At 64.0% G+C, this 24994-nt stretch carries 26 protein-coding genes and 1 pseudogene; 12 read left to right on the forward strand and 15 right to left on the reverse strand.

What is annotated here, in order from left to right; genetic code table 11:
* The first annotated feature begins 122 nt into the window (after positions 1-122).
* The 4 genes from QFZ23_RS10230 (at position 123) to QFZ23_RS10245 (ending at position 3652) form a co-directional block, all read left to right on the forward strand.
* Positions 123-1448 carry an MFS transporter gene (locus tag QFZ23_RS10230; RefSeq protein ID WP_306922658.1) on the forward strand — a complete coding sequence of 442 codons (1326 nt, stop codon included), beginning with the start codon at positions 123-125 and terminating at the stop codon, positions 1446-1448.
* A gap of 7 nt (positions 1449-1455) precedes the next feature.
* Complete coding sequence (locus QFZ23_RS10235) at positions 1456-2442, forward strand: hydroxyacid dehydrogenase (protein WP_306922660.1); 987 nt, start codon at positions 1456-1458, stop codon at positions 2440-2442.
* A 122-nt stretch (positions 2443-2564) separates the two neighbouring features.
* On the forward strand, positions 2565-3224 hold the full coding sequence (locus QFZ23_RS10240) for an RraA family protein (RefSeq protein ID WP_306922662.1): 660 nt from the start codon (positions 2565-2567) through the stop codon (positions 3222-3224).
* 173 nt (positions 3225-3397) lie between these two features.
* Positions 3398-3652 (forward strand): hypothetical protein, encoded by a 255-nt coding sequence (locus QFZ23_RS10245; RefSeq protein WP_306922664.1) that lies wholly within the window; start codon positions 3398-3400, stop codon positions 3650-3652.
* A 110-nt stretch (positions 3653-3762) separates the two neighbouring features.
* On the opposite strand, the gene QFZ23_RS10250 is transcribed toward QFZ23_RS10245, so the two are convergent.
* On the reverse strand, positions 3763-5244 hold the full coding sequence (locus QFZ23_RS10250) for an MFS transporter (protein ID WP_306922665.1): 1482 nt from the start codon (positions 5242-5244) through the stop codon (positions 3763-3765).
* 221 nt (positions 5245-5465) lie between these two features.
* Complete coding sequence (locus QFZ23_RS10255) at positions 5466-5588, reverse strand: hypothetical protein (RefSeq protein WP_306922666.1); 123 nt, start codon at positions 5586-5588, stop codon at positions 5466-5468.
* Positions 5589-5846: 258 nt separating this feature from the next.
* Here QFZ23_RS10255 and QFZ23_RS10260 point away from each other — a divergent pair.
* Both QFZ23_RS10260 and QFZ23_RS10265 read left to right on the forward strand, forming a co-directional pair.
* Positions 5847-6030: pseudogene (locus tag QFZ23_RS10260) on the forward strand (IS256 family transposase); the annotation flags it as partial.
* A 100-nt stretch (positions 6031-6130) separates the two neighbouring features.
* Complete coding sequence (locus QFZ23_RS10265; protein ID WP_306922667.1) at positions 6131-6742, forward strand: dihydrofolate reductase family protein; 612 nt, start codon at positions 6131-6133, stop codon at positions 6740-6742.
* A gap of 102 nt (positions 6743-6844) precedes the next feature.
* Here the strand turns inward: QFZ23_RS10265 and QFZ23_RS10270 are convergent, their stop codons facing one another.
* Positions 6845-7375 (reverse strand): DUF2269 domain-containing protein, encoded by a 531-nt coding sequence (locus QFZ23_RS10270; RefSeq protein WP_306922668.1) that lies wholly within the window; start codon positions 7373-7375, stop codon positions 6845-6847.
* 285 nt (positions 7376-7660) lie between these two features.
* Here QFZ23_RS10270 and QFZ23_RS10275 point away from each other — a divergent pair, with 285 nt between their 5' ends.
* Entirely contained in the window at positions 7661-8272 is a 612-nt protein-coding gene (locus tag QFZ23_RS10275; RefSeq protein WP_306922670.1) for a TetR/AcrR family transcriptional regulator, read from the forward strand.
* Positions 8273-8302: 30 nt separating this feature from the next.
* Here QFZ23_RS10275 and QFZ23_RS10280 read toward each other — a convergent pair whose 3' ends face one another.
* From QFZ23_RS10280 to QFZ23_RS10330, 11 genes are all read right to left on the reverse strand, one after another.
* Positions 8303-8713, reverse strand: a complete 411-nt coding sequence (locus QFZ23_RS10280) for a four-helix bundle copper-binding protein (protein ID WP_306922672.1) — start codon at positions 8711-8713, stop codon at positions 8303-8305.
* A 79-nt stretch (positions 8714-8792) separates the two neighbouring features.
* On the reverse strand, positions 8793-9287 hold the full coding sequence (locus QFZ23_RS10285) for a hypothetical protein (RefSeq protein WP_306922674.1): 495 nt from the start codon (positions 9285-9287) through the stop codon (positions 8793-8795).
* Between the two features lie 170 nt (positions 9288-9457).
* Positions 9458-10342 (reverse strand): F510_1955 family glycosylhydrolase, encoded by an 885-nt coding sequence (locus QFZ23_RS10290; RefSeq protein WP_306922676.1) that lies wholly within the window; start codon positions 10340-10342, stop codon positions 9458-9460.
* Positions 10343-10432: 90 nt separating this feature from the next.
* Positions 10433-11053, reverse strand: coding sequence for a DUF305 domain-containing protein (locus tag QFZ23_RS10295; protein ID WP_306922678.1), 621 nt, complete (start codon positions 11051-11053; stop codon positions 10433-10435).
* Positions 11054-11199: 146 nt separating this feature from the next.
* Entirely contained in the window at positions 11200-11670 is a 471-nt protein-coding gene (locus tag QFZ23_RS10300; protein ID WP_306922680.1) for a hypothetical protein, read from the reverse strand.
* Positions 11671-11766: 96 nt separating this feature from the next.
* Complete coding sequence (locus QFZ23_RS10305; protein WP_306922681.1) at positions 11767-13893, reverse strand: copper-translocating P-type ATPase; 2127 nt, start codon at positions 13891-13893, stop codon at positions 11767-11769.
* Between the two features lie 71 nt (positions 13894-13964).
* On the reverse strand, positions 13965-14273 hold the full coding sequence (locus QFZ23_RS10310; protein WP_306922682.1) for a heavy-metal-associated domain-containing protein: 309 nt from the start codon (positions 14271-14273) through the stop codon (positions 13965-13967).
* Between the two features lie 251 nt (positions 14274-14524).
* Positions 14525-14680 (reverse strand): hypothetical protein, encoded by a 156-nt coding sequence (locus tag QFZ23_RS10315; protein ID WP_306922683.1) that lies wholly within the window; start codon positions 14678-14680, stop codon positions 14525-14527.
* Between the two features lie 287 nt (positions 14681-14967).
* The gene (locus tag QFZ23_RS10320) at positions 14968-15186 is read right to left on the reverse strand and encodes a hypothetical protein (protein ID WP_306922686.1); all 219 of its coding nucleotides are present in this window, start codon (positions 15184-15186) and stop codon (positions 14968-14970) included.
* Positions 15187-15446: 260 nt separating this feature from the next.
* Positions 15447-15737 (reverse strand): hypothetical protein, encoded by a 291-nt coding sequence (locus QFZ23_RS10325; protein WP_306922687.1) that lies wholly within the window; start codon positions 15735-15737, stop codon positions 15447-15449.
* The gene (locus QFZ23_RS10330) at positions 15734-16537 is read right to left on the reverse strand and encodes a hypothetical protein (RefSeq protein WP_306922688.1); all 804 of its coding nucleotides are present in this window, start codon (positions 16535-16537) and stop codon (positions 15734-15736) included. Before QFZ23_RS10330 ends, QFZ23_RS10325 begins: the two co-directional genes overlap by 4 nt.
* Before the next feature lie 633 nt (positions 16538-17170).
* Here QFZ23_RS10330 and QFZ23_RS10335 point away from each other — a divergent pair.
* The 4 genes from QFZ23_RS10335 to QFZ23_RS10350 all read left to right on the forward strand — a co-directional run bounded on the left by QFZ23_RS10335 (position 17171) and on the right by QFZ23_RS10350 (position 24015).
* Positions 17171-17344 carry a hypothetical protein gene (locus tag QFZ23_RS10335; RefSeq protein WP_306922690.1) on the forward strand — a complete coding sequence of 58 codons (174 nt, stop codon included), beginning with the start codon at positions 17171-17173 and terminating at the stop codon, positions 17342-17344.
* A gap of 1013 nt (positions 17345-18357) precedes the next feature.
* On the forward strand, positions 18358-21444 hold the full coding sequence (locus QFZ23_RS10340) for an Ig-like domain-containing protein (protein ID WP_306922691.1): 3087 nt from the start codon (positions 18358-18360) through the stop codon (positions 21442-21444).
* A 676-nt stretch (positions 21445-22120) separates the two neighbouring features.
* Positions 22121-23359, forward strand: a complete 1239-nt coding sequence (locus QFZ23_RS10345; protein ID WP_373427930.1) for an IS256 family transposase — start codon at positions 22121-22123, stop codon at positions 23357-23359.
* 161 nt (positions 23360-23520) lie between these two features.
* The gene (locus QFZ23_RS10350; RefSeq protein ID WP_306922695.1) at positions 23521-24015 is read left to right on the forward strand and encodes a hypothetical protein; all 495 of its coding nucleotides are present in this window, start codon (positions 23521-23523) and stop codon (positions 24013-24015) included.
* 25 nt (positions 24016-24040) lie between these two features.
* Here the strand turns inward: QFZ23_RS10350 and QFZ23_RS10355 are convergent, their stop codons facing one another.
* Complete coding sequence (locus QFZ23_RS10355) at positions 24041-24289, reverse strand: hypothetical protein (RefSeq protein ID WP_306922697.1); 249 nt, start codon at positions 24287-24289, stop codon at positions 24041-24043.
* Between the two features lie 343 nt (positions 24290-24632).
* On the opposite strand from QFZ23_RS10355, the gene QFZ23_RS10360 reads away from it, so the two are divergent.
* Positions 24633-24950, forward strand: a complete 318-nt coding sequence (locus tag QFZ23_RS10360) for a hypothetical protein (protein ID WP_306922698.1) — start codon at positions 24633-24635, stop codon at positions 24948-24950.
* Positions 24951-24994 lie beyond the last annotated feature (44 nt).

Here is a 24994-nt window from a genome sequence, read left to right on the forward strand (position 1 = left end):
TACCGTCAGGCACCGCCTGCACGTGCCGCCGAAGACCAAGGCGCCCGCTTGACAGGAGAAATGGCCTACATCACACTTTAACCACATATTAGGACACTGTCCCATTTTTTATAGGAGCAAAGATGCCCCCAGTTAGTCAGTCCGCTCCACCAGCTGCGGATGCCCTCCATTTGAAAAAGGCGAAGAAGGCCACCGGTGTTGCCGCCTTCGGAACCTTCATCGAGTACTACGACTTCAGCGTCTTCGGCTATGTGGCCGCGACCATCGCCGTGGTGTTCTTCCCCAGCGGTGATCCCGTAGCGGGGCTTCTGAACACCTTCCTGGTTTTCGGTACGGCCTTCCTGGTCCGGCCGCTGGGCGCGATCTTCTTCGGGCGCATCGGGGACCGCTACGGCCGGCGCGCCAGCCTCATCGGTTCAGTGATCCTGATGAGCGGCGCGGCAGGGCTTACCGCGCTGCTGCCGACATACGCGCAGATCGGTATCTGGGCACCCATCCTGCTGGGCCTGCTCAGGATGCTGCAAGGCCTCTCCGCAGGCGGAGAAATCGGGGGAGCTGCCACCTACATCCGCGAATGGGCCCCAGTGGAACGCCGCAACCTCTACATCTCCTTCATCCCCAGCGTCGGCGTGCTGGGTAAGGCCGGAGCCGCAGGAATTGCTGCACTGGCTGCGTCTTTTGTGCCCGCTGCCGAAATGGAGTCCTGGGGCTGGCGGATCCCGTTCCTCCTCGCGATCCCGCTGGGCATCCTGTGCCTGGTGATGCGGTTGAAGATCGAAGACAGCCCGGAGTTCACACAGAGCGCGACCAAAGGTGAGACGACCAAGGCTCCGATCGTTGAACTGTTCCGCAACCACCGCTCACGGCTGACAAAGGTCTTCTTTATCGCCCTCGTGCAGAACATCGGAACCTACATTGGCACCGTCTACGTCGCCGTCTACTTCAGCACGGTCCTGGACTTCACCAAGGCCGAAGCCGCGACCATTGTGCTCATTGCCGTCACCGCCGCGGCCCTGCTGATCCCACTGGCCGGCCAACTGGGCAGCCGCATCGGCAGCAAGAAACTTCTGACCGCCTCCTACATCGCCTACATCGCGCTCACGTTCCCCTCATTCATGCTCATGAACGCCGGCTCATTGTCGCTGGCTATCTTCGGCCTGCTCCTTGGCATGGTGCCGTACGCCCTCTGCCAGGCCGGCACCTACGCCGCCATGCCCGAGTTCTTCCCCGTCGAGGTCCGGCACAGCGGAGTCGCATTCGGCCACAGCGTCGGAGCAGTGCTCGGCGGCGCCGGCGCCCCCTATGTCGCCACCTGGCTCATCGAGAACACCGGCAACACCATGATTCCCGCCTACATGCTGATGATCTTCGGTGTCCTGGGCCTGGGCGTGCTGCTGGGCACGGTCCGCAAAAACACCCTCACCGCCGCTTCCCATCTCTACCGCTAGGATCACCATGCCAACCTTCTACGTCTCCGACGAGATCCACGCCGACGTACTGGCAGAACTGAACACCCTGGGACAGGTTCACCTGGGCTACGGCCCGGAGGCCGTGCGCTACGAAGACGTCCGGACCGATGTCGACGCTGTCCTGCTGCGGGCCGAACGGTTCGACCGGGAAAAGATTGACTCTTCCCCCCGGCTGCGCATCATCGCCCGCCACGGTGTAGGGACCGATAACGTTGACATCGAGGCAGCTACCGACGCAAGTGTCTGGGTGACCACAACCCCGGGCAGCAACAGCCGAGCCGTGGCCGAGCACGTTTTTGCCCTCCTGCTATCCCTGGCCAGGAAAGTGCCCTACGGCGCTGCGCAGACCACAGCCGGGCAATGGGCTGCAGCCAAACCACAGATGAACGGCTTTGAACTGCATAGCCGCACCCTGGGACTCCTCGGCTTCGGCAACATCGCCCGCATGGTCGCCACCATCGCCCAAGGCTTCGGCATGCACGTGCTGGTCCATGACCCCTTCGTGCAGGAATCCGCGATCAAGGCCGCAGGTGCCGTTCCGGCAACAGTCGATGAGGTTATTGCCGGCTCGGACGTCCTAAGCCTGCACATGCCGCTGACCGAGCAAACCGCGCGGATCATCGGTACGGCCACCCTGGCCAGGATGAAGTCGGGGTCGGTGCTGATCAACACCTCCCGTGGTGGTCTCGTCGACGAGCCCGCACTGGCCAAGGCCCTGCAGGCCGGGCATCTGGGAGGGGCCGGGCTTGATGTCCTCGAAGGAGAGTCGGTGGATATGAAAGACCCCATCGCCTACTCCAAGATTCAGATCGCGGAGGTGCCGAACCTGATCGTGACCCCACATGTGGCAGGGCAAAGCAAAGAGGCCTTCCTCGCCGCCGGGACCGGTGCCTTGCGGGCCATCCAACAGGCCCTTGCCGGTCAGTGCCCGGAGCATGCCGTGAACAACGTTGCGGCACCCGCTCCCGCGTAACCAGCCCCAAGACCGCCGTATCCCCGCCCAGTTGGCGCGCCGCGAGCAGCAACACAGAGACAACACCCGCAGATGGTGTAAAGCGGCCAGAATCTACCCCATACGAGTCATTGAGAGACAACATGTATATCGACGCAGCAACTACTTCACTCACGGTCAGCCCCCGTCCCACGAACCCGGTCACTGAGCTTGTTGAGGGCCTTAAGCCGTATCCCACAGCCAACGTCGGCGACGCCATGGACCGGCTCAACCTCATGGACACCGGCATTGCGTCACAGTGGGCCACCGGCCGCTGTGTTGGTCCGGCACTGACGGTACTGACCCGGGAAGGCGACAACCTTGCCGTCCACCGTGCCCTCGATGACGCTGAACCCGGGGATGTCCTGGTCATCAACGCGCTCGGGGGAACAACCAGGGCCGTATTCGGTGACCTTTTGGCAGAAATTTGCCTCGCTGCCGGCATCGCCGGCGTCGTCATTGACGGGCTAACAAGGGACCGTGCCGCCATCAAAGACCTCGGCCTGCCCGTTTGGGCCCGCGGCGTATCACCTGCCGGGCCGGCGAAATACGGTCCCGGAGCCGTCTCAGTGCCCGTTGCCTGCGGCGGCACCGTCGTCAATCCCGGTGACCTCATTACCGCCGATGATGATGGCGTCGCCGTCATACCCCTTGAGCGCGCTGAAGGCGTACTACGCAGGCTGGAGGAGATCGACAAATTCGAAGAAGACCTCCGGGTAAGGATCAGAAACTCGGTCGCACCCGCCCTGGCCAGCACCACCTAATCCAGGCAAAAACCCGAGCGTTCCAACCCCGCTGCATCACCACCTCGAACTTCGGGCAGACGTCACCGAAAACCCAAGTGCCTCTGGGGCATCAATCCCAGAGGCACTTGGCTTAAGCCAGCGAAAGGCCCGCCTTTCCACACCCCCAACAGTCACAACCTGAGGAAACGAAAATGACCTCATACCGCCATCACGAATGGGCCCGGCTCATCGGCGCCCCGGTCGACATAAAGAAACATGGCGAAGTCATCCGCACTGGCATCGTCGACGACGCCATGCCCGATTCCACCATGATCTGGATTGCATCCGACGATCAATCCTCAAGAACCCTTTATGAAGCTTCAGAGGGCTTCCAAATCTGGGTTGAGCCCAAACAGCTCGAAGGAACCGTCACCTACCGCCTGACCGGCAAGGCGCTTCACGGATAAGAAGCTCCGGATGACAAGCGGCGATTCTTGTCCGGACATGGAGGGCGGCGATGACTGTATAACCAGCATGCCGCCCCTGAGAGGAGCGGGCATGCTGAATTTCTCCGCGGTTAGTGGCCGGGGTGGCCTACCTCCGCGAGGACAGGTGATTCATCCGTCTGCGCCGTGGGTTTGGAAGGCAAGGTGCTGACGGCCAGTATGCCGGCGACTATGAGCAGGCCCGCGGCGATGGTGAGCGCGCTGCCGTATCCGGTGACCAACTGGGCACTCTCGGTAAGGTTTGCATGCGCGGGACTGCTGGTGACGGTCGCGGCGATTCCGGCCAGAACGGCCAAACCAAGAGCGACACCTATCTGTTGGGCAGAGTTCAAGACAGCAGACGCGATCCCAGCTTCATGCGATTGCGTGTGGTAAACCGCCGCTTGGGTCAGTGCGATGACACTGAGGCCGAACCCCAGAGCAAGGACGAACATGGCCGGTCCAAGGTGCAGCCAATAATTTGAGTCAATCTGGATGAAGGAGAACCACAATGCGGCCAAGGCACTAAGCAGAGCGCCCGCCGCGGCGACAAAGCGCGGCGCGACCCGGCGAAGCAGTTTGGGAGCAGAACCTGCACCAAGCGCCAGTCCCGCAGCAAACGGCAGCCAGCTCACCCCGGTCTGCAGGGCGCTGTAGTGCTGGACCTGCTGGAGGTAGAGGGTGATCACGTAGAAGGTGCCCATGGGCCCGATAGCCAGGAGCAGCATTGACGCGTAGGCTCCGGCGCGGCCGCGGTCCCGGAACAAGCTCAGGGGTACCAGCGGTGTGCGGCTGCGCGCTTGCGTGGCGATGAATGCTGCAAGCAGCACGACTGCTGCGCCGATGAGCCCAAGCCCGAACGGGTCGGTGAAGCCGCCCTCACCAAAACGGGTAATAGCGTAAACCAGGGCGACCATGCCGCTTGTTCCCAGCACCGCGCCCCTGAGATCGAGGCTCCCGGGGTGGCGGTCAGCTTCGACGAGGTTTCGGCTGCCAACGAGAACGAGTACCCCAATAGGGACGTTGATGAAGAAGACCCACCGCCAGCCGAGCGTGCCGGTGAGGAAGCCGCCGAGCAGCAGTCCAACTACGATCCCAAGGCCGGACATCGCACCGTAGAGGGACAATGCCGTGTCCCGGGTTTTGCGCTCAGAAAAGGTCGTGGCAATCAGTGCCAGCGCGTTCGGCGCGACCAGCGCCGCTCCCAGCCCCTGAATGGCGCGGGCGGCGATAAGCATTTCGCTGCTGAAGCCGATTCCGCCGGCCAGTGATGCGAGCACGAAGATGGCGAGGCCTGCCCGCAAAGCGCGTCGACGTCCGTAAAGGTCGCCCAGCCGCCCGCCCAGGAGCAGCAGGGCGCCGAACGCGAGGATGTAAGCATTCACGATCCAGGGCAGAAGCACCGGATGCACCCGAAGCTCCTGCTGGATGCTTGGCAACGCGATGTTCACGATCGAGTCGTCCAGTACCAGCATCAGCTGCGCGGTTGCGATCACGAGCAGTGGTATCAGCGCCCGCTGCTGTGGAGCCGACGAGGCGGGTGAAGTTCGGGCGGGATTCTTACATTTAGGCATGTCAGTTATTGCATTCCTTGACGGAGGATCAATGGGTGCGGGAGTTGACGGCTGTGAGGGCACAGGTGCAAGGCACCGGCCGGGACATACCATGTCACTGACAGAATTAAACTATACCCCCCTGGGGTATCACGGCCAATGTGAGATGGCTCGCGTGGGTTGAGGCTGTGAAGGCAGGTCAATAACGACACGTCTGTTGGTGACTTACTAGTCCGGAGAAGCTACACCGCATCCGAGACCGACAGATCATCATCGACAGCGGCAAAGAAGCGACCACCGACGCCGCCTAGAACACCCTTGCCGGGCGGCCACAGAAACCGCCCGGCATTGCGGGTGAAAGGCATCCAGCGATTCTACCCATCCCTCACACGCCGGGACTTATGCCCGGGTTTTGTCACTTCTGTGCCGGCGCGGCGTCCTGGCCGTTTTCCGGTTGGGTTTTATCCCGGGCGTCCTGCTGGTGCTGTTCGAGTTTCTCTTCGGCGTCCCGGCGCCTTCGGCCCACGGCGCGCAGTTGTTGGGTGGACAGTATTCCGTGATTCCCGGCATGGGCCGGGTGCTCGTGATTTCCTGCGCCGCTCGGGGACGGCGACGGTGCCGGCGCCGTCAAAGCCCGGGGCCATTTCCCCACCGAGCAGGCCGCGCTAAAGTGCCTCTATCTGGTCACCCGATCACTTGATCCGACCGGTGCCGGCAAGACCCGATGGGGCCGTGCGTTGGAAGCCCGCTTTGAAAGCCTTCGCCATCACCTCCAGCGACCGATTCCCGGCAGCTGAAAACTACTGAAAGAAACCGCCGGATACACCGCTAATGAGATTGTCCCGTCAGCCATGCAAGATCCGGGCTAAGGTCCGCGGGGCGGACGAACAGAGTAGGAGAAGAAGCGATGGGGAAAGTTCGTACGGGGCACGCAACGTCACTGGATGGGTTTATTGCTGGGCCGAACGACGGTCCGGAAGCATCGATGGGTGAGGGCGGCGAGCGGCTTTTGGCTTGGTATTTCGGCGGCGACACCGAATATCGACTGCCGGGCACGGAGATGGTGTTCAAGGTCTCGCCGCGAACCGCCGAATACCTTCGGGAGACGAGTACAACGACAGGAGCCTTGGTGACGGGACGGAGGACATTCGACCTTACCCATGGGTGGGGTGGCGGACATCCTTTGGGGGTACCGGTGTTTGTTCTTACCCATTCGGTTCCGCAAGAGTGGGTTTACGAAGGATCGCCCTTTACGTTCGTCACCGACGGCCTCGAAAGCGCTGTAGCGCAAGCGAAAGCGGTCGCCGGTGACAAAGACGTCGGCGTGATCGGGGCGAACCTGGTGCAGCAGTGCATCCGATCGGGACTTCTCGACGAGATACACCTAGACCTGGTGCCGGTCCTCCTCGGGGATGGTGTCCGGTTGTTCGACCAAACAGCGGAGCCGATCGAGCTAGAGAGCACCCGGGTGATCGAGGGCGCCGGTGTCACACATCTGACATTCCGCATCGTGAAGTGATGGCAGAGCGAATGTCACTCAGTGGCTCGCCAGAAACGATGCGCTCCTCGGTACGTCAGGACTCTGATTCGTCCCACCTTGATGCCCGCGTGAGGGCATGGATTATGAATGCGGAACGGGTTGCTGCCCTGTGGCACGCGTACGTCCGTATTTGGTGATACCGAGGGGTTTGTACAGCGAGAGCACGGTGGTCACGACCAGTGCGAGGACGGCGGCGGCGGCGTCTGCGATGAGCTGGGTGCGCATTCCGGTCATGTCGGTGGGGGAGAGGTCGGAGACCGAGGCGATGCCGGCCATGTGGGTGACGGGCTGGAGGTGGAGGAGCAGCAGTGCCGTGGCGAGGGTGGTGATGATCAGTTTGATCAGGACCCAGTAGTGGCGGAAGAGTCCCCAGACGGTACCCAGGGCCTGGAGGATGCCGGAGATCAGGGATGCCAGGCTCAGCGGGAAGATGATGGACCAGCCGATCAGGTCCATGGCCAGGTAGGCGGCGCGCACCTGCTGCGGGTTGGTGCTGGTGAGCCCTGTGATTGCGAGGAGCAGAAAGGATGCGACCGCGCCCAGCCAGCCGACCGAGCTGGCAATGTGAATGGTCAGGGCGAGCTTGCGGGGTCCCGGTGCCATGAGCTTCACGGCTGATGGAGTCCCATGCCGCCTCCGGTCAGGTGCAGGATCACGAACGCGACGACCAGGACCACGCCAACCGCGATGAACGCTTTCACCCACCGCGGGGTCGAGGGCTCTGGCCTCTCGGTCTGCCCCGGTCGGGCGCTCTTTCTTGCCGGCCGTCCTGGTCCTTCACTCATGCCTGCCCTAACTCCTCGGTTTGGAACGCGTGGTTTACTGCGAGTTTTGTAAGACAGTATGTATCGTTCCCGTCGGTATGTCCATTGGGACGTCAGGTTGTACGATTTCCCCATGCCGAAGCTGTGGAACGAGACGATCGAGACGCACCGGAGTGCGGTGCGGGTGGCGGTTCTGGACGCAGCTGCTGCGCTGGTCGGGGAGCATGGGCTGTCCTCGGTGACGATGTCGCAGATTGCGCAGGCGGCCGGCATCGGGCGGGCCACGCTGTACAAGTATTTTTCTGATGTCGATGCCATCCTCGCTGCCTGGCACGAGCGCCAAGTCCATGAGCACCTGCAGCAGCTGGCGCAGGCGCGGCTCAGCGCGGACGGACCCGTGCGTCAGCTGGCAGCGGTTCTGGAGGCGTATGCGGTGATGGCGTACTCCCGCCGGGGCGGCGCCTTGGCTGCCCGGCTCCACCAAAGTCCGCACGTCAGTCACGCCCAGCAGCACCTCAATGATTTCCTCACGGACCTGCTCCGCAGTGGTGCTGAGGGCGGGGCCTTCCGGGACGATGTCGCTCCTGAGGAACTCGCCGCCTATTGCCTGCACGCACTGGACGCCGCTTCGGGGCTGCCGTCCCGCGACGCCGTGCACCGGCTGGTGAATGTCACCATGACCGGTCTGCATCCGGTCGCTGCAGCCGGAGCAACGGAAAATTCAAGGCATGAAAATGGCTCCTGAGCCGCCAGGGCGCAGCTCATGTGGGGGTGGTCAGGCCGGGGCGCTGAGGAGTGCAGTGCAGGCGGCTTCGCAGCGGCGGCAGGCTTCGGCGCAGATCCTGCAGTGCTCGTGCATGTCGGAGTGCTGCTCGCATTCATCGGCGGAGACTGCACAGGCTGCCCGGCAGGCCTCGAGTACCGGCCGGGTGATGGCTGTGTTGGTGGCGGTCTGACGGGTCAGGATGTTACCTGTGGCGGCGCAGATGTCAGCACAGTCCAGGTCGGTGCGGATGCACGCGGCGAGGTCAGCGACCATCTTTTCGCCCAGGCAGGCATCGGCGCAGGCGGTACAGGCCTGGGAGCATTCGAAGCAGGCGGCGATGCATTCAGCGAGGCTTTCCTTCCGGGCGGCATCGACGCCTTGCGGGTGTGAGTTCAGCATGGCGCTGATGTGGTGAGTCATGATGCAGCTCCTGTCATTAGGGTGGCCGTGGCGGCCGGCCCGGCCGTCACGGCCACCCTAGACTTGTGCGAGCGGACCGTCAGCCCCGTTCCGGCCAGCTCCGTTGCGCGTGCACCTGCCGGGAGCGCAGGGCCGCCTGCCGGGACGCCTCTGCCTGGCGGGCGCGGCCGCACGTCCGGTACAGGTCGCTGGCCCATTCGAACTCCGCTGCTGCGTCCCGGTACCGTGCTTCGTCGAAGAGGCGCCTGCCGATATGGTGACGGACCAGCGCTTCCCTGGGCCGGGTGAAGGCCAGGCGGAGCGCCTGCTCCTGGAGGGCCCCCGCCTCAGCCCACCGGTACTGGCGCTGGTAGGCGTGCGCGAGTACCAGCAGGGGTTTGAAGCGGTCCTGGGAGCAGTTCAGCAGCTGTTGGCCTTCCTTCACGGCTTCGTCGTGGCGTCCGAGCAGGGACAGGATCCAGACACGCTCCAGCGGCGGGCACTCACCGAGCCGTGCCTCGACCGCGGGCCGGTCGAGGATCACATCCTGCAGCGTATTCGGGTCCGTCCGCCAGATCTCTTCGGCTTCGGTCACGGCATGCCGCCCTCGACGGTTCCCGGGGCAGGATGAGCAGGAGCCGGCACTCCCGGGCTGCGCCTCACCCGTTCCCTCCGGTGCACGGGGCTCCGGGTTCGGGCGCTTTCGGGGACTGGGCGTAGGAGTTGGTGACGGCGGGAATGCGCGATGCTCCGATGTCCATGGCCTCAGGCGGCGTCGGATGGCCGGAAGGTCGTTCCGCCGTCGGTGGAGACGAGGATGCTTTCCGTGGTGGCGGCCCAGATCCACGGTTTGCCGTTGGCGCCCTTGACCGCTGCTATGGACATGACCTGGCCGTCGATCCGGCCCTTCTTCGCCCAGGTCGCACCGCCGTCGGTTGAGAGGTGGACTGTCCCGTCGGGTTCGACTCCCACCGCGTCACCAGGGTCGGCGAACGCGGCGAACATGATGACAGGACTGGACTTCAACAGGTTCCAGGTGGCGCCACCGTCCGTGGAGCGCTGGACCCCTCGGGGGGTGGTGGCCAGAACGGTGTCGCTGTCAGGGTGTCCGGCGAGGAAGGCCGGGGCAAAGTCTGCTGTCGCTTTTTTCCAGGCCTTGCCGTCGGGGCTCGTCCACAAGGTTCCGTCGAAGGCCACGATGCCGGATTTGGTGGTGGTCAGGGCGTGGAAGTCCGAGACGCCCTGTCGGGAGAGCTGTTCCCAGGTCTTGCCGCCGTCGACGGATTTGATCAGCCCGAGCGGGTTGGGAAGGTCGGAGCCTTCCCCGGGATGGCCCGAGGCGTAGAAGACGCCCGGGTCTTTGCCGGCGGTGAACCCCATCAGGTCGTTGGTGCCGCCGATTTTGCTGGCGGGCTGTTTTGTCACGTCGAACAGCCCCTTGTGGGTGGCCAGCAGGACCTTGCTGGTGTCGCCGCTGACGGTCAGGCCGTGGATGTGGGCGCTGGGCAGGCCACTGCCGGTCTGCCCGGTGGTCGATGCGCCGGCTGATGGTTCGGGCGCCGGTGTGCAGGCCGCGAGGGCGAGGATGAGGGCGGCGGTGCTGGCGCTGAGGGCCGCGGCCCGCCGGACGGTTTTGGGGGAGATGGGCATGGGAAGCTCCGGGAGATCGAGGGAATGAAGGGACGCGGTGTCCGGCACCGGCCCCGCAGCAAGGGGCGGAGGGCCGGTGCCGTTTGCGGGCTAGAGGGTGGCCAGCAGCTTCTGCATCTCCTGGATTTCGGTTTCCTGGGCCGTGACGATGTCCTTGCTGAGCTTGACCGCGTCGGCATTCTTGCCGGCGGTGTTTTCTGTCTTGGCCATCATGATCGCCCCTTCGTGGTGGGCGATCATCTGCTTCAGGAAGAGCCGGGCCGCTTCGGCGCCCTGGGCGGACTCGAGGTTCTTCATGTCCGCGTCGCTCATCATGCCGTCCATGCTGTGGCCAGAGGGCATCTGTGTGGATTCGTTCCAGCCTTTCAGCCAGCCGGTCATGGTCTCGATCTCCGGGCCTTGGGCGGCCTTGATCTTGGTGGCCAGGGCCGTGACCTCGGCCGGCGCGTTCTGCTTCTTCAGCATCATGTCGTTCATCTGAACGGCCTGTGCGTGGTGGGGGATCATCATCTGTGCGAAGGTGACGTCCGCGGCGTTGTGGTCCGCGGCCGCAGCCGGGGCGCTGCTCGAAGGTGCGCTGGCGGAGGTGCTGCCGTGGTTCATCGGCATGGTGGTACCGGAGGAGCCGGTGCCGGATCCGGAGGCGCAGCCTGCCAGGGCGATGGCCGCGGCGATGCCGGTTGCGGAAAGGGTCAGAAACTTCTTGTTCATGGGAAAACAGGTCCTTCAAACATCAGCTGGCGCAAGGGCGCCGCAGGGACAGGATGCATCGGTGATGCGCCTAACGGGCCCGCGGGACGGGACCGGCCAGGATAAAGGGGGCGTGCGCCGGGCGGGGCCGCGGCGCTGGGCCCTTTTTACGTCCTGCTGATGGACAGCTCGCAGGGTGACGGGCTGCCGGGAAGATAGGACCACTGGCCGGTAACAGCGCCGACCGGCGCGGTGTTCTTGCTGATCCCGAGCACGAGCGTGCCCGGTGGCGGTGCCGCCATGGACTCGGTTTTCGCCGACGGGGTGCAGGCCACAGTCATGGCGTGCATGCCCGTGCAGTCGCCTGATTCTGAACACTGCCCCACGACAGCCCCGGGCCGGTCCTGCTCCAGGGATCGTCCTGGGTGAGAGAACGCCACGGAGTGTCCTGCATGGTCAGGGGGTACTGCCGTGGCATGCGGCTCGGCGGCTGCCGTGGCTGAGGCCGGGGAGTGCATGGCGTGAGTGGCGGTCAGAACGTGCATGCCGAAAATGCCGGCGATGATGGCCAACACCGCGGCAACCAGGCCCGCACGGCGGAGGAACGCGGGCGCGCGGCGGTGATCCGTTGCGCTCATGGTGTTCCTCCTTGCTGTGCGGGATTTGCTGTGACTTCTAGGCTACCGGCCTGCGGAGCGCTGCCGTGTTCGTGATGCCCGGTGGCGCCACTTGTGTCACCGAACCTCGGACGGGTTGAGTTTCACCCGGCGCAGCAGCTGGGCGTTCAGGGCGACCACGATCGTGGAGGCGGACATCAGGACCGCGCCGGCTGCAGGAGAGAGCACGACCCCGGCGAAGGCGAGCACGCCGGCGGCCAGCGGGACGGAAATGACGTTGTAGCCGGTGGCCCAGACCAAGTTCTGCCACATCTTCCGGTAGCTGGCCCGGGACAAATCCACCATGGACAAGACGGCTCTTGGATCGTTGCCGGCCAGGACCACACCGGCCGATTCCATCGCCACGTCGGTGCCGGCACCGATGGCGATGCCCACCTCGGCCCTGGCCAGCGCCGGGGAATCGTTCACACCGTCTCCGACCATGGCCACCTTCAGGCCGCGGGCCTGCAGCTCGGCGACCTTCTTGTCCTTGTCAGCGGGAAGGACCTCGGCGAAGACCTCATCGATCTTCAGCTCCGATGCCACGGCCGCGGCGCCCTGGCGGGCGTCGCCGGTGATCATGGCGACCTTGACGCCCCGGTGCTGCAGGGCGGCGACAGCCTGGCGGGACTCTTCGCGGACGGCGTCCTCCAGGCTGACCGCGCCGAGGATCCGGTTCCCATCAACGATGTGCAGCACGGCTGCGCCGCGGTCCATCCAAGCCCGGGTGGTCGCTGCCAGGGATTCGGGCTCGGTGAGGCCGAGTTCGCGCAGCAGCGCCGGGCCGCCCACGGAGGCTGTCCGGCCATCGACGGTCGCGCGGACACCCCGGCCGGTCATGGAGGTGAAGCCGCTGGCGTGTGAAAGGTCCAGGTTTTGCTGGTGGGCGGCCCGGACAATGGCGCGTGCCACGGGGTGTTCGCTGTCGGATTCGACGGCGGCGGCCAGGGCCAGGAGCTCGTCCCGGGCAACGCCGTCGGCAGTGGCGATGTCTTTGAGTTCGGGTTCGCCCTTGGTCAGGGTTCCGGTCTTGTCGAACAGGACGACGTCGATGGTGCGCATCCGCTCCAGTGCCATCCGGTTCTTGATCAGCACGCCGGCGCGGGCTGCCTGCTCGGTGGAGATGGCGATGACCAGCGGGATGGCCAGGCCCAGGGCGTGCGGGCAGGCGATCACCAGGACGGTGACGGTGCGGGTGACGGCGTCGGGGACGCTGCCCAGCAGCGTCCAGGCGATGAAGGTAATCACGCCGGCGCCCGTGGCGAAGTAGAACAGGAACGCCGCGGCCCGGTCGGCCAGCGCCTGTGCCCGTGAGGAGGACGCCTGGGCTTCGGCGACCAGCCGCTGGATCCCGGCCAGGGCGGTGTCGTCCCCGACGGCCGTGATCCGGACCCGGACCGTGTTGTCGGTGGCGACGGTTCCGGCGACCACAGAGTCTCCGGCGGAGCGGAGGACGGTCTTGGATTCGCCGGTGATCATGGATTCGTCGAACTCCGCCTGGCCGTCGATGACGTTGCCGTCTGCCGGCATCCGGGCCCCGGACCGGACCAGCACGGTGTCCCCGGCCCTGAGCTCGGCAACGCTGATGGTTTCCGTTCCCGTGTCGGTGATGCGCTCGGCCTCATCGGGCAGCAGGGCCGCGAGGGCGTCGAGCGCGCCTTGGGCGGAGCCGAGGGCGCGCATTTCGATCCAGTGGCCCAGGAGCATGATGGCCACCAGCAGGGCCAGTTCCCACCAGAAGTCCAAATCGAAGCCGCCGATACCCAGGCTGGTCACCCAGGAGGCGGCGAAGGCGACGCTGATGGCCATGCCGATCAGCAGCATCATGCCCGGCTGCCGGGACTTGAGTTCGTTCAGGCCGCCCTTCAGGAACGGCTGGCCTCCGTAGAGGAAGATCACGGTTCCCAGCAGCGGAGGGATCCAGGTTGAGCTGGGGAACTCCGGTGGCATGTAGCCGAGCAGATGGCCGAACATCGGGCTGAAGTACACCACCGGCACCGACAGGACCAGGGTCAGCCAGAACTTGTCCTTGAACATCGCCGTGCTGTGCCCGGCGTGCTGGCCATGGCTGTGCACAATATGATCGTCGTCCATCCGGTGCCCGTCATGGCCGCCCTGCGACTCCCGGGTGTGGGCGGGCGCGCGAGGCGCGGCTTCCCTGACCGGGCCGGCATGGTGGTTATGGTGTTGCGTGTGGTCTTCCATGGTTCCTCCTCGAGAGGGGATCCGGGCCTGTGCGCTGATAGGAATCCGGGTGACGCACTGGCGAATCCTTGCTAAGTGGTGAGCAGGCTGTACCCGGCGGAGGCAACAGCGTCACGGAGCTCTGCCTCAGCGACGGCTCCGGAAACAACCAAGCGTGAGCGGCCGCCGGGAACGAGCTCGACGGATGCCGCATCAACACCGGCCACGGCGGTGACAGCCTTCTCGACTGTTTGTACGCAGTGGCCGCAGGTGAGTCCTTCGAGGGCGTATTCGGCGTCCCCGGCCACGGTCACCTCGTTGGCGGTTTCGTTTGAGCAGCAGCTGCAGCCGGACGCGGCCGATACCAGCGGCAGTTCCTTGCGGGATTCGGTTCCACACATGTCAGTTCCATTCCTTCAAAACGGTTCGATTCGATGGCTGCTGGGGTTGAACGGCTGTGACGGCCGGCGGATCGCCCGACCTGGACATACCACTTCACTGACAACACCCTCAATATACCCCCGGGGGGTATATTGGCAAGCATTCGGGATGAAAGTCACAACTCACCGACGTGTGAACCGATTGAGCAACGCGTGACCGGGCCGCTGGGCGATTAGCTTGCCCGAATCGCGCCCGCTACGGACTGCTGGATCTATTTACTTTGACGTCTCTTGGCCAGGATGAATCCGATAACCCCAACTACGCCCAGCAAAATCCCCAGGATGTTGGAAACGGCGTCGGCGGCGGAAACAGCAAGGGCTACCCCGCATAGAGCCAGCAGGGCCCATACAGCTGCAGCAGCGTTCATCCCTCCTCCTTCGGATGGGCGCGCCTTAAGTTTCGGGCTTCTTCGGAGCGTACAACCGGTTGACTCGCATTGTCGCCGTCGCGGAGCCACTCGTTGCTGCAACAGCGAAGACGACTTCGGAACGTTCGGACACCACCAGAGGCCCTCGCGCCGGCTTCATCATCTTGATGCACCAAGAGCCCGCGGGGTCTCAGAACGCTATGGTTTCGAGGCGCAGAGGGTTCGAGACGCCGAATCGGATTAGGAGAAGGGTTTCATGCGGCTCACCGCCAGCGGTTCGACGGCGTTTAGAGCATCGCTCCGTTTCCGTGCAGTATTCGTTTCCGCATGTACTGGTTGGATTGCGGGAGCCACATCATTGCCGCACCGATCATGACGAGGACGTACGCCCACACGGATTCCAACGCGGGAGCCGCGAGGACTGCCACTGTGAAACAGATGGCCGCCACACTGAGCGCGATCCTCGCTGTCCGGACCCGGTACAGCATCAGGATTGGGACGCTCATGACGAGTGCTGTGTAGGTGGCGAGGATGGCTAGTGTGCTGGATCCGAACCAGCCTGAGTCTCTAATCTCCGCCGGAACGAAAAGGGACGGGACGAGCGTGCCACGTCCGGACCAGGCACCGGGTGCGAGCCAGCGCAGCGCACTAATTCCGCCGAAGGCCCTCAGCAAAGGGCGGGCTTCGCGGGAGTCTGGAACGCCTGAAGGCCAGGCGCTCCGAGAACCCCTGATCATTCCTCGAAGTCGGTCGTCTGCACCCTGACCTAATAGGGTGGCAGATCGTTCGGATCTTGGATGTCGCGCAGATGGGCCAGCAGAACCAGCTCAGGGCGGTCGGGGCTTATGGCCAAATGTCGCAGCAGTGACGCCCGCACGTCGGGATTGAGGTCGCCTTGGACCAGGAGCTCGCCTATCAAGCGCTTGAGCTGGAACTGCAGAAGCCCGCCCTGTACGGACCGTGCCGGCAGAGTATCTGCCGCGGGAAGGTGCATTTCGGATGGGGCGGCACGCTTGCGATTGGGCTTGGTCATGAGAGGAAGTTCGAGAAGGGTCATCGATCCTGCCCTTTCGCCTGCCGGGAACCGCGGAATGGACTCTGCTTGTCATCTGCCTTCACGAGCACGGGGACGGCTCCCGTGACCAGTGTGCCCAAGCGTGCCGCAGCGCCCAGTTCCAGACCAGTGTCCGTGAATCCGAGGTTGTCACCGCTGATGACGAGGACGTGCCCTGCCCTGGCTCCTTCGAGCCATATGGCGTCGCCGGGGTCTGTTCGGTCCAGCTGTTGGGAATGCATCAGTGCACCGTCAACGTGCAGTTCAATAGCTCCGTCGCCGCTAACGGTGCAGGCACATGTGCCCCCCACCGGGACAGCTTGCCGCACGATCTCGCCATAACTGTCGCTCAGGGCCATTTGGAACCCGTGGTTGAGCAGTGCTGAAACCAGTGCGGATGTCATCTCACCTCCGGGCTCACCGAAGACCAGGCTGGGCACCATGGTGTAGGCCAGCACGGGAATTTTCGTTTGCCCGGTCCCGCCCCAGTTGAGGACCAGCCGGGCACCAACGGAGGCCAGATCATCCCCGATACAATCGGTCGCCTGGCTCACGTTCAGCCCGGGTTGCTGGCACTGCAGGTGATAGACGGCAGGATCGAAGGTAAGGGACACCGTGCCCTCCGTATCGCAGCCTTCGGTGATTTCCACCGCCAGGGCCAAGGCAGTGCCGGGACCAAAAGGGAGCCCGCACGCGGCACAGCGGCGGGCCACAGCTATCACCGACTCAATGTATTGGGCGGTGTCCCTGCCCTTGAAAGTTTCCAGTCGTGCGTCCCACGCGACATTGCTGATGATGGGCATTTCCGCCGTCCAATCCGTGATGCCACTCCGGTGACGCGGTCATTGCGCGGCAATCACGTCCTGGAGCGGGAGTTGGCCGCCGGGCTGGCATGACGCGAGGCGTGCGCTGCCAGACCCGGCGCACTGACCGGAACGAGTCTGAGGTCTAACTCCCCAGCCAGATGACACAGTCTGACACCGCGACCCTGCAGAATCCCCTGTCCACCCTATGTACCTAGGCACTCAAGATGCCCCCTAACCGCTGAGGGCCGGCCACGGTGAGGATATTTTCAGGACCTTGGTACAACGACTATGGAGAACGAGCCAAGGTTTGACGGCTTTTCCCAAGGCGATGCAGCCACTAGGAACCCTGGCCGCCTGTATGCCGCGGACCTGGCGAAGTCGTGCGGAGCCTGCCGCATGCCGTTGACGCCCGACGTAGAGCTTTCCCTGCTCGTGAACATCAGGCAAAGTACCGCGCCGGATGGAACCGAGTACCTCACCTTCGCCGACTGCGTCTGCCACCCGTCGTTGCAGCGGGCCGGTCCTGAAGGTTCAGGAGACTATCTGGAGGCCGGACGAACTTTCGCCGGTGGCCGCCCGGGTGGTCCTCTCACACAGAAATCCAGGGCCGACCGGGAAAGGATAGTTCCTGTGCTGGCCTACACCCTGGTCCTGGTGCTTGGCTTCCGGGAAAACGGCCGCAAACTGACCTCAGCCCTGGTCTCTCTCCTGCTCAACCATGGTTTCCAGATGGCCATGAGCCCGAACTACCCGGACATCCTGGAACAGGCCGGCCAACGGCCGCCGGCGGCAGCTTCACCCTGACGCCTCAAGGCCTCATCCGGCTCACCATTGACGGGGAAAACCTCTACCGCGAACAGCTTGACCCTGAAGACGCCGACGACGCGGAGTGGCTCCGGGCAGTCCGTCAGGCCAGATCTTGGTCATCAGCGGAGACAACCTCGACATAACGGCAACGACCCTCGACCTTTACGTCGCCGCCCGGCACGGAACACTCGTGATCGGGACCGTCCCCGTCCAAGCTGCGCCCGCATTGTCCCCATTTCCTCTTGCGACCTCGCTGAAGGGCAGCGCGCATCCGGTCGCAGCTCCGGGCACAGAGTGAAGCGGTGGCAAGCCAGCGGGCCGGACCGCTAATGCGGTACCGGGCCCGGGGTTCCAAGACTCAGCCGAGGTCATCACACGAACTGCCCAGCCCAGAACGTTCCCAGTATGAACCATCGCCCGGGACGAACGCACCCCTTTTCTACTGGTGGCAGAAGTAATGTCCGCTTGAGCAGCCCGGCAGCACCGAAGTCTGCCGGGGACAGCGCCCTACTGGCTTTCTTGATCTGTGCAGTGAGACTCATGTCTTCCCCTCCGGGTGTCAGGTTACTGCTCCATGCACCTGGATGCGTCGGCTGTCGGCTCGGACGTGGTGCCGGGATCAGGGCGAGGATGAGGGCTGCGGACCGCCGCGAATCCTGCGGATCGGCCTCAGACCCCTCGGATGCGGGGCCCTGTCTTGAATCGCTGACAGTCAGCAGGCCTGGCCACGGGCTCTGGTTACATGAGCGGAAAAACGGCCAGCAATAGTGGGGCGACGGCTGCTGAGGCGACGAGGGCTTTCTTCACTATGCGATAGAGGGTCCCCCCAAATGGGCGGCCCGGGCGGACTTCCCGCCGGCGAGGCGGATTCAGTCGCGATGCGTGGTGCCCAAGCTCCATCAAGGATGTTTGCAAGATCTCCCTGTTAGTCCTTGACCTCAGCGCGACACCACAGCTCGCGCTTCTGAGGCCCCGGTCTCTGGAGAAAATACTCAACAGGGGATGAGAGCATGATCAAGAATTTCGATGCCAAACGCGCCACCCGCGCCAAGAGCTCTGGCGGGCGGGACCCGGTGCCCCGGCCCGGGGCCTCAGGGCTGCGCCGGTGGTTGGCGACCGCAGTGTCCACAACCATGCTGGCGGCTGCGCTGGCACCGCTGGGCATTGCCCCGGTGCAGGCGGCAGTGGCCGGAATGGGTGCCGTAGACCCACAGAACGGCTTTCCCACCTGGTATTCGGACGGCAACGTCAAACTGCAGCTGTGCTACATGGCTGGTGCCGGGTGCCTCTCCGAGCCCCCGGACGCGGCAAAGCCGGCATCCTATCCGGACAATTTCCCGGAGGAGGCCTTCTGGTTCCAGGCCAGCGCCACGAGCGGGAACCTCCTCTACGAAGCGGCCCTGGAAGGAGCCCACCTCAACGGAGCCGTCGTCCCCGGGGAGCAGATGGGCTTTGGCCGGCTCCGCTTCATCGTGGATAACCTCAAAGCCGGGGCATCGTACAAAATCACACACCCTTACGGCGTTAACACCTTCGTTGCCGCTCCCGACAAAAAAGTCCCCACCCTCGGCCGGATCAAGCAAACCATTGACGCCGGAGTCTGCGCTCCCAGCGCCACGACGCCTTGTGACTGGGCGGGGGTCGGCGAAGCCTTCCTCGGTGACTACAAAGTAGGTACCACAGCGAGCTTCCTCAAACAGGTCGGAGCCGCCCCTGGCACCCTGGGTGACATCAACACGGCCCGCCCGGTAACTGGAGCCCCATCCGGGAACAACTTCGTCACCGTGGAAGGACCCGACGCCGGAGGCCCCGGTGTTGACGTCCTGACCGTCAGTACGTTCACTGTGCAGGGCCTGATCTACGATGGCGCCGATGCCGCTCCGTCCGTTCCCGATCTGACCGCAGCCGGTGACAGCGGCCGGTCCGGCACCGACAACATCACCAACGCCACCACGCCAACGTTCACCGGCACCGTTCCGGGCACCGGCCCGGCCGGTACCACCGTAGAGCTGCTCGTGGACGGGGCCGCGGTAGCGTCAGCCGTCTCGGACGGCACTGCATACTCCCTCTCGCCCGCGTCCCCCATGGCACCGGGGTCCCACAAGATCCAGACACGCACACCCAATCCCGCCTACACGCTGGATCCGAACGGAATTCCCGTCGACCCCGCCGCACCCCAGTACCTGGTCTCACTGGCACTGACAATCACCGTGGATACGACCGCGCCTTCGACGACCGTCTCGGCACCGTTTCCATCAAACCCCACACTGGACAACACACCAACGTTGAACTTCACCCGGGAAGCCGGAGCAACGTCCGAATGCCAGCTGATGCCGACCAACACGTCCTGGGATCCTACCTGCAGCTCCCCGCAAACCTACGATGCCCAGGTCGACGGCAACTACACCTTCAACGTCCGCTCCACCGATGCAGCCGGCAATGTCGGCGCGCCCGCGACATATTCATGGCGCATCGGCCCGGCAGACACCCTGGCGCCCACCGTCGCGGGGCACACGCCTGCCGACACCGCCCTAAATGTGAGCACCACGGCCACCGTCACAGCCACCTTCAGCGAAGACGTCCAAGGCGTCAGCAACACCACGATGACCCTCCAGGACGCTTCCGGCACCCCGGTAATAGCCGACGTCACCCGCAACGGAGCCACAAATCAGTGGATCCTGGACCCGACAGCGAACCTTGCCGCAGGCACCACATACACGGCCACGCTCACCGGCGGCCCGGCCGCCATCAGGGACGCCACGAACAACCAGCTCACGACCACCAGCTGGACCTTCACCACCGCGCCCCCGCCCGACACCACCGCGCCCACCCTAACCGCATGGACACCATCAACGGCGGCCACCAACGTCGACACCACAGCCAACGTCACCGCCACCTTCAGCGAAGCCGTCCAAGGCGTCAGCGCCGCCACCTTCACCCTCAAGGACGCAGCAGGAACCGCCATACCCGCCACGGTCACCTACGACTCCGCAACCCGCGTGGCCACTCTTGACCCGACTGCCAGCCTCGCAGCCAACAACACCTACACAGCCGCACTTACCGGCGGAGCCTCCGGAATCCGGGACGCCGCCAACAACGCGCTGACAACATCAACCTGGACCTTCACCACCGCCCCACCGCCCGACACGGCCGCACCCACCCTGACAACACGGGCACCGGCCCCGGCGGAGACCACCGTCAGCACCACCGCCAACATCACCGCCACGTTCAACGAAACAGTCCAGGGTGTCAGCGGCACCACCTTCACCTTGAAGAACACCGCCGGAACAGCCGTAGCAGCCACGATCACCCGCAACGGAACCACCAACCAGTGGATTCTTGACCCAACCGCTGCCCTGGTCCCGGACACGAAATACACCGCCACCCTGACCGGCAGCCCCTCGGCCATCAGGGACGGAGCCAACAACCCGCTGGCAACAACCAGTTGGACCTTCATCACCGGACCCGCACCCACCATCACCACCCGCACCCCCGGGACAGGAGCCTTCGCCGCCTCCACCACCGCCAACATCACCGCCACCTTCAACGAAAACGTGACCGGTGTCAGCGGCACCACATTCACCCTGAAGAACGCGGCAGGAACAGCAATAACGGCAGCAGTCTCCTACAACGCCACCACCCGGGTCGCGACCCTTAACCCGTCAGCCAACCTCACAGCCGATACCAAATACACCGCTACCCTGACCGGCGGTACCGCCGCGATCCGCGACACGGCCGGCAACCCGGCTGCGACCTCAAGCTGGACCTTCACCACCGGTCCAGCCCCCACCATCACCAGCCGCACCGCCGCCTCCGGCGCGACCGGCGTTTCCCGCACAGCAAACATCACCGCCACCTTCAGCGAAAACGTCACCGGTGTCAGCGGCACCACGTTCACCCTGAAGAACGGCACCACCTCCATCACCGCGGTCGTGACCTACAACGCCACCACCCGGGTAGCCACGCTCAACCCCTCAGCGACCCTGGCGGCAAGTACCCGCTACACCGCCGCGCTGACCGGCGGGGCTGCAGCAATCCGGGACGCCGGCGGCAACCCACTGGCCAGCACAACCTGGACCTTCACCACCGGGAGGTAACGGACGGCTGCACGCCTGCAACACATGGCCGGGCCCCTGAACAATGACAAATCGGTTCATGGGCCCGGCCCTGGCAACGGACGTCTGGATGTTCGGCATCGATGTCGCCCTCGTGCTGGACCGCTAGCCCAAATCCGGAAACACCCGTTAGCGAACTCCGCACAGCGGGCCTTGCCGGATACCTGCAGGCGGCTGGCCACGGAACGTCGGAGTGAAAGCGGAAGCCCCCGCATCCAACCAAGTGGATGCGGGGGCTTCCCAGCGACAGGAACCGCCACGGCTGAGCCGCAGTGAGCCTAGAGACAGGCTAGACCCGCTTACCTCGCAAATCCACCGAAGCTCGGTCGGGTCACTAATCGCAGCCGCAAGGTTCTGATGGACAAGGCGCCCGTAGAACTGGACGAAACCTTGGGTCGCGGCGTACTTAAGTGGTCTGGCTTGGTTCAGTCGCCACTGCCATGTCACCGTCCGGTCTGCCGGCTGAGCGGGCATCTTCCGGCAACTGGCCGACAGATTGCCATCGCAAGTCCTAAGCTCCTCCCCTTTGCCCGGTAAGTCCCCGAACTGGAGCACTACGGCAGTCTCACAACCGGGACTGTCGGAATAACGGTGGATTCATGGTTGGCCTGACACGCCGGGCGTTGCCTGGCGGGGAGGACTGATCATGAGCGACACCATGGATCCCATGGCGACTGATGTGGATCAGCAAGAGTTAGCGCAGCAGCTCCTGGCCCAGGCGAGGGAGCAGGGCATCGACCTCGTCGGCCCGGACGGGCTGTTGAACCGGCTCACCAAAAACGTCCTGGAGACCGCTTTGGAAGCCGAAATGGACGAACACCTCGGATACGAAAAGCACGATGTGTCCGGGCGCGGGAGCGGGAACTCCCGCAACGGCACACGCACGAAGACCGCGCTGACGGAGATCGGGCCCGTGGAGATCGACGTGCCGCGGGACACCGGCTCGACGTTTGATCCGCAGATCGTCAAGAAGCGGCAGCGCCGGCTGACCGGTGTTGACGAGATCGTGTTGTCACTGAGCGCGAAAGGGCTCACGACCGGTGAGATCGCGGCCCATTTCGCGGAAGTGTTCGGCGCCAGGGTCTCCAAGGACACCATCTCGCGGATCACGGAGAAGGTCATTGGGGAGATGACTGAGTGGCAGAACCGGCCGCTGGACCGGGTCTACCCGGTGGTGTTCATCGACGCGATCCACGTCAAGGTCCGCGACGGGCAGGTCACGAACCGGCCCGTTTACGTGGCTATCGGTGTCAGCGTCAACGGGGAACGGGACATCCTGGGGCTGTGGGCCGGGGACGGCGGCGAAGGGGCAAAGTTCTGGCTCTCGGTGCTGACCGAGATCAAGAACCGCGGCGTCGAGGACGTCTGCATCACGGTCTGCGACGGGCTCAAGGGCCTGCCCGAGGCGATCACCACGGTCTGGGCCCTGGCGGTGGTCCAGACCTGCATCGTGCACCTGATCCGGAACACCTTCCGCTACGCGGCCCGGCAGTACTGGGACGAGATGTCCCGTGACCTCCGTCCGGTCTACACGGCACCCTCCGAGGCCGCGGCGAAGGAGCGATTCGTGGAGTTCTCGACCAAATGGGGCCGGCAGTACCCGGCGATCACCCGGCTGTGGGAGAACGCCTGGAGCGAGTTCGTGCCGTTCCTGGACTACGACGTCGAAATCCGGCGGGTCATCTGCAGCACCAATGCCATCGAATCCCTCAACGCCCGCTACCGGCGCGCGGTCAGGGCCCGGGGGCATTTCCCCACCGAGCAGGCGGCCCTGAAATGCCTCTACCTCGCCACCCGGGCACTGGACCCCACCGGCAAAGGCAGGGCACGATGCGCCACACGATGGAAGCCGGCCCTGAACGCCTTCGCCATCAGCTTCGACGGAAGAATCAACTAAATGCCAACCATGGATCCACCGAAAATCGGACAGTCCCCACAACCATAGGGTTTCGAGGCGCAGAGGTTTCGAGACACCGAATGGGTTAGCTGAAGGAGTCGGCCGCCCCTCAGACGGGACCCCAAGGGACGCGAATGACGGCCTATCGGTAGGCTGGGCCCATGGCGTTGGGGGACGCGGCGCAGCCGCAGGCAGTTCGATCAAACAGGGTGGTTCTGGATGCCTACGGGTTCATCAAGGCCTGGCTGATCGCAACTTCGCTCTGGGTAGGTGTACTGCTGTTGGTGGTAGCGGCATACTTTGGCGTGCCCGCCGTCCGGAATGGGAATGACGCCGGCCACGTGTGGGGCTTATTGGGTATGGCGACTTTTTATGGCTTCGGAGTTGCCTTGGTGTTCGCGGCGCCACTGGGCTGGGTGTTGGCCTACCTTTTGCGCCCGGTCCGGAATCAATGGGTCCACATCGGAGCCTTTTCCGTTGTACCAACTCTTGCGTTCTGGCTGTTGGGCAGTGTCTTGGGTTTTGGCTGGCAGCCCGTAATGCTAATCCCGTGGGCCACCGTTGGCGTAGCGGCAGCCATCGGCCGTTGGGCGGTCCGCAAGGACGTCCTCTTCACTAATTCTGCAGATCTCCCATTTGAGCATCCTGCAAGCTGATCGTGAGACGAAGGGCGAACGGCACTCATAACCCCTTACGCCTCCACCGCCAGTCCGATATCCATGCGATGATTTGTTCTACAAATCTGGGATAGACCGGATGCGCCGGAAATGCTTTCCGTAATGCATCCTGCGCTTCCTGATCCGCAAACCAGGAGACGTCTAGATTATTGAGGTAGTCGTCTAGCTCGGCCACATCGTCGAAGTCCATTTCTGCGTCCGGGTCAGTAATTCCCCGGCCGTCACCGAATTCGACCATGTACCAGTCCGGCACGTTCGGAGTGACCTACCTTAAGCAGGCAACATAGCACCCGGCCTGAGGACCTGCTTTGCATATGCCGACTGAGACGCGATGGCCTGAAAGGCCATATGGAATGTCAGGCCTCACCATGGAATGAATCTCTGATGCCGGACATGGACGTCGAACTTGGCTCTGGGCTTAGCGGCAAGCATGAGTTGAATCCTAGTTCAGACATCTAAGCCAATAGCCGAACCCGGAGCGTTAGTAACGTCGGTAAGCCGCCCGTCCGCATAACATCCCGAGAGGGGGTACCCACACCTACCCTTTCGCCCCTTCAGGAACCTCTACCGGGTGTGATTCCTCTTAGAATGACCGCATGGATGCCAGAACTCAGGAGTACCGACGCCTGCGCCGTGAGGTAACCGCGTGCGTCAACGCTCATGACCTTCTCGGAGTCTTGGACGATGCGCCGCCCGACGAATACGACCCCGAAATCGAAGACTTCACGCGCCTCATCGCCAAAGGCGAACCCGTCACTCCAGAGCTAGTCGCCGCTGTCTGCCAGAAATGGTTCGGCGACAGCAAGGAAGCGCCAGAACCACCCACGCCACGAATCACGGCACTCGCCAACGACCTCACAACCATCCAGCGCGAATATGCTTCCCGGCCGCCAGGTACACGATTGACCGACTGAGACGGGTGGGCGTGAGAAAGTGTCGGTATGGGGATTGCTGACCG

The sequence above is a fragment of the Arthrobacter globiformis genome (assembly GCF_030818015.1).
Classification (GTDB): Bacteria; Actinomycetota; Actinomycetes; order Actinomycetales; family Micrococcaceae; genus Arthrobacter; species Arthrobacter globiformis_C.

Excerpts from the sequence above, each read along its gene's own strand:
- QFZ23_RS10235 (WP_306922660.1), top strand. The coding sequence starts at position 1,456 with ATGCCAACCTTCTACGTCTCCGACGAGATCCACGCCGACGTACTGGCA.
- QFZ23_RS10290 (WP_306922676.1), bottom strand. The coding sequence starts at position 10,342 with ATGCCCATCTCCCCCAAAACCGTCCGGCGGGCCGCGGCCCTCAGCGCC.
- QFZ23_RS10265 (WP_306922667.1), top strand. The coding sequence starts at position 6,131 with ATGGGGAAAGTTCGTACGGGGCACGCAACGTCACTGGATGGGTTTATT.
- QFZ23_RS10230 (WP_306922658.1), top strand. The coding sequence starts at position 123 with ATGCCCCCAGTTAGTCAGTCCGCTCCACCAGCTGCGGATGCCCTCCAT.
- QFZ23_RS10350 (WP_306922695.1), top strand. The coding sequence starts at position 23,521 with ATGGCGTTGGGGGACGCGGCGCAGCCGCAGGCAGTTCGATCAAACAGG.
- QFZ23_RS10275 (WP_306922670.1), top strand. The coding sequence starts at position 7,661 with ATGCCGAAGCTGTGGAACGAGACGATCGAGACGCACCGGAGTGCGGTG.
- QFZ23_RS10250 (WP_306922665.1), bottom strand. The coding sequence starts at position 5,244 with ATGCCTAAATGTAAGAATCCCGCCCGAACTTCACCCGCCTCGTCGGCT.
- QFZ23_RS10280 (WP_306922672.1), bottom strand. The coding sequence starts at position 8,713 with ATGACTCACCACATCAGCGCCATGCTGAACTCACACCCGCAAGGCGTC.
- QFZ23_RS10255 (WP_306922666.1), bottom strand. The coding sequence starts at position 5,588 with ATGCCTTTCACCCGCAATGCCGGGCGGTTTCTGTGGCCGCCCGGCAAG.
- QFZ23_RS10340 (WP_306922691.1), top strand. The coding sequence starts at position 18,358 with ATGATCAAGAATTTCGATGCCAAACGCGCCACCCGCGCCAAGAGCTCT.
- QFZ23_RS10345 (WP_373427930.1), top strand. The coding sequence starts at position 22,121 with ATGGATCCCATGGCGACTGATGTGGATCAGCAAGAGTTAGCGCAGCAG.
- QFZ23_RS10300 (WP_306922680.1), bottom strand. The coding sequence starts at position 11,670 with ATGAGCGCAACGGATCACCGCCGCGCGCCCGCGTTCCTCCGCCGTGCG.
- QFZ23_RS10330 (WP_306922688.1), bottom strand. The coding sequence starts at position 16,537 with ATGCCCATCATCAGCAATGTCGCGTGGGACGCACGACTGGAAACTTTC.
- QFZ23_RS10305 (WP_306922681.1), bottom strand. The coding sequence starts at position 13,893 with ATGGAAGACCACACGCAACACCATAACCACCATGCCGGCCCGGTCAGG.
- QFZ23_RS10310 (WP_306922682.1), bottom strand. The coding sequence starts at position 14,273 with ATGTGTGGAACCGAATCCCGCAAGGAACTGCCGCTGGTATCGGCCGCG.
- QFZ23_RS10320 (WP_306922686.1), bottom strand. The coding sequence starts at position 15,186 with ATGAGCGTCCCAATCCTGATGCTGTACCGGGTCCGGACAGCGAGGATC.
- QFZ23_RS10295 (WP_306922678.1), bottom strand. The coding sequence starts at position 11,053 with ATGAACAAGAAGTTTCTGACCCTTTCCGCAACCGGCATCGCCGCGGCC.
- QFZ23_RS10360 (WP_306922698.1), top strand. The coding sequence starts at position 24,633 with ATGGATGCCAGAACTCAGGAGTACCGACGCCTGCGCCGTGAGGTAACC.
- QFZ23_RS10325 (WP_306922687.1), bottom strand. The coding sequence starts at position 15,737 with ATGACCCTTCTCGAACTTCCTCTCATGACCAAGCCCAATCGCAAGCGT.
- QFZ23_RS10245 (WP_306922664.1), top strand. The coding sequence starts at position 3,398 with ATGACCTCATACCGCCATCACGAATGGGCCCGGCTCATCGGCGCCCCG.
- QFZ23_RS10240 (WP_306922662.1), top strand. The coding sequence starts at position 2,565 with ATGTATATCGACGCAGCAACTACTTCACTCACGGTCAGCCCCCGTCCC.
- QFZ23_RS10315 (WP_306922683.1), bottom strand. The coding sequence starts at position 14,680 with ATGAACGCTGCTGCAGCTGTATGGGCCCTGCTGGCTCTATGCGGGGTA.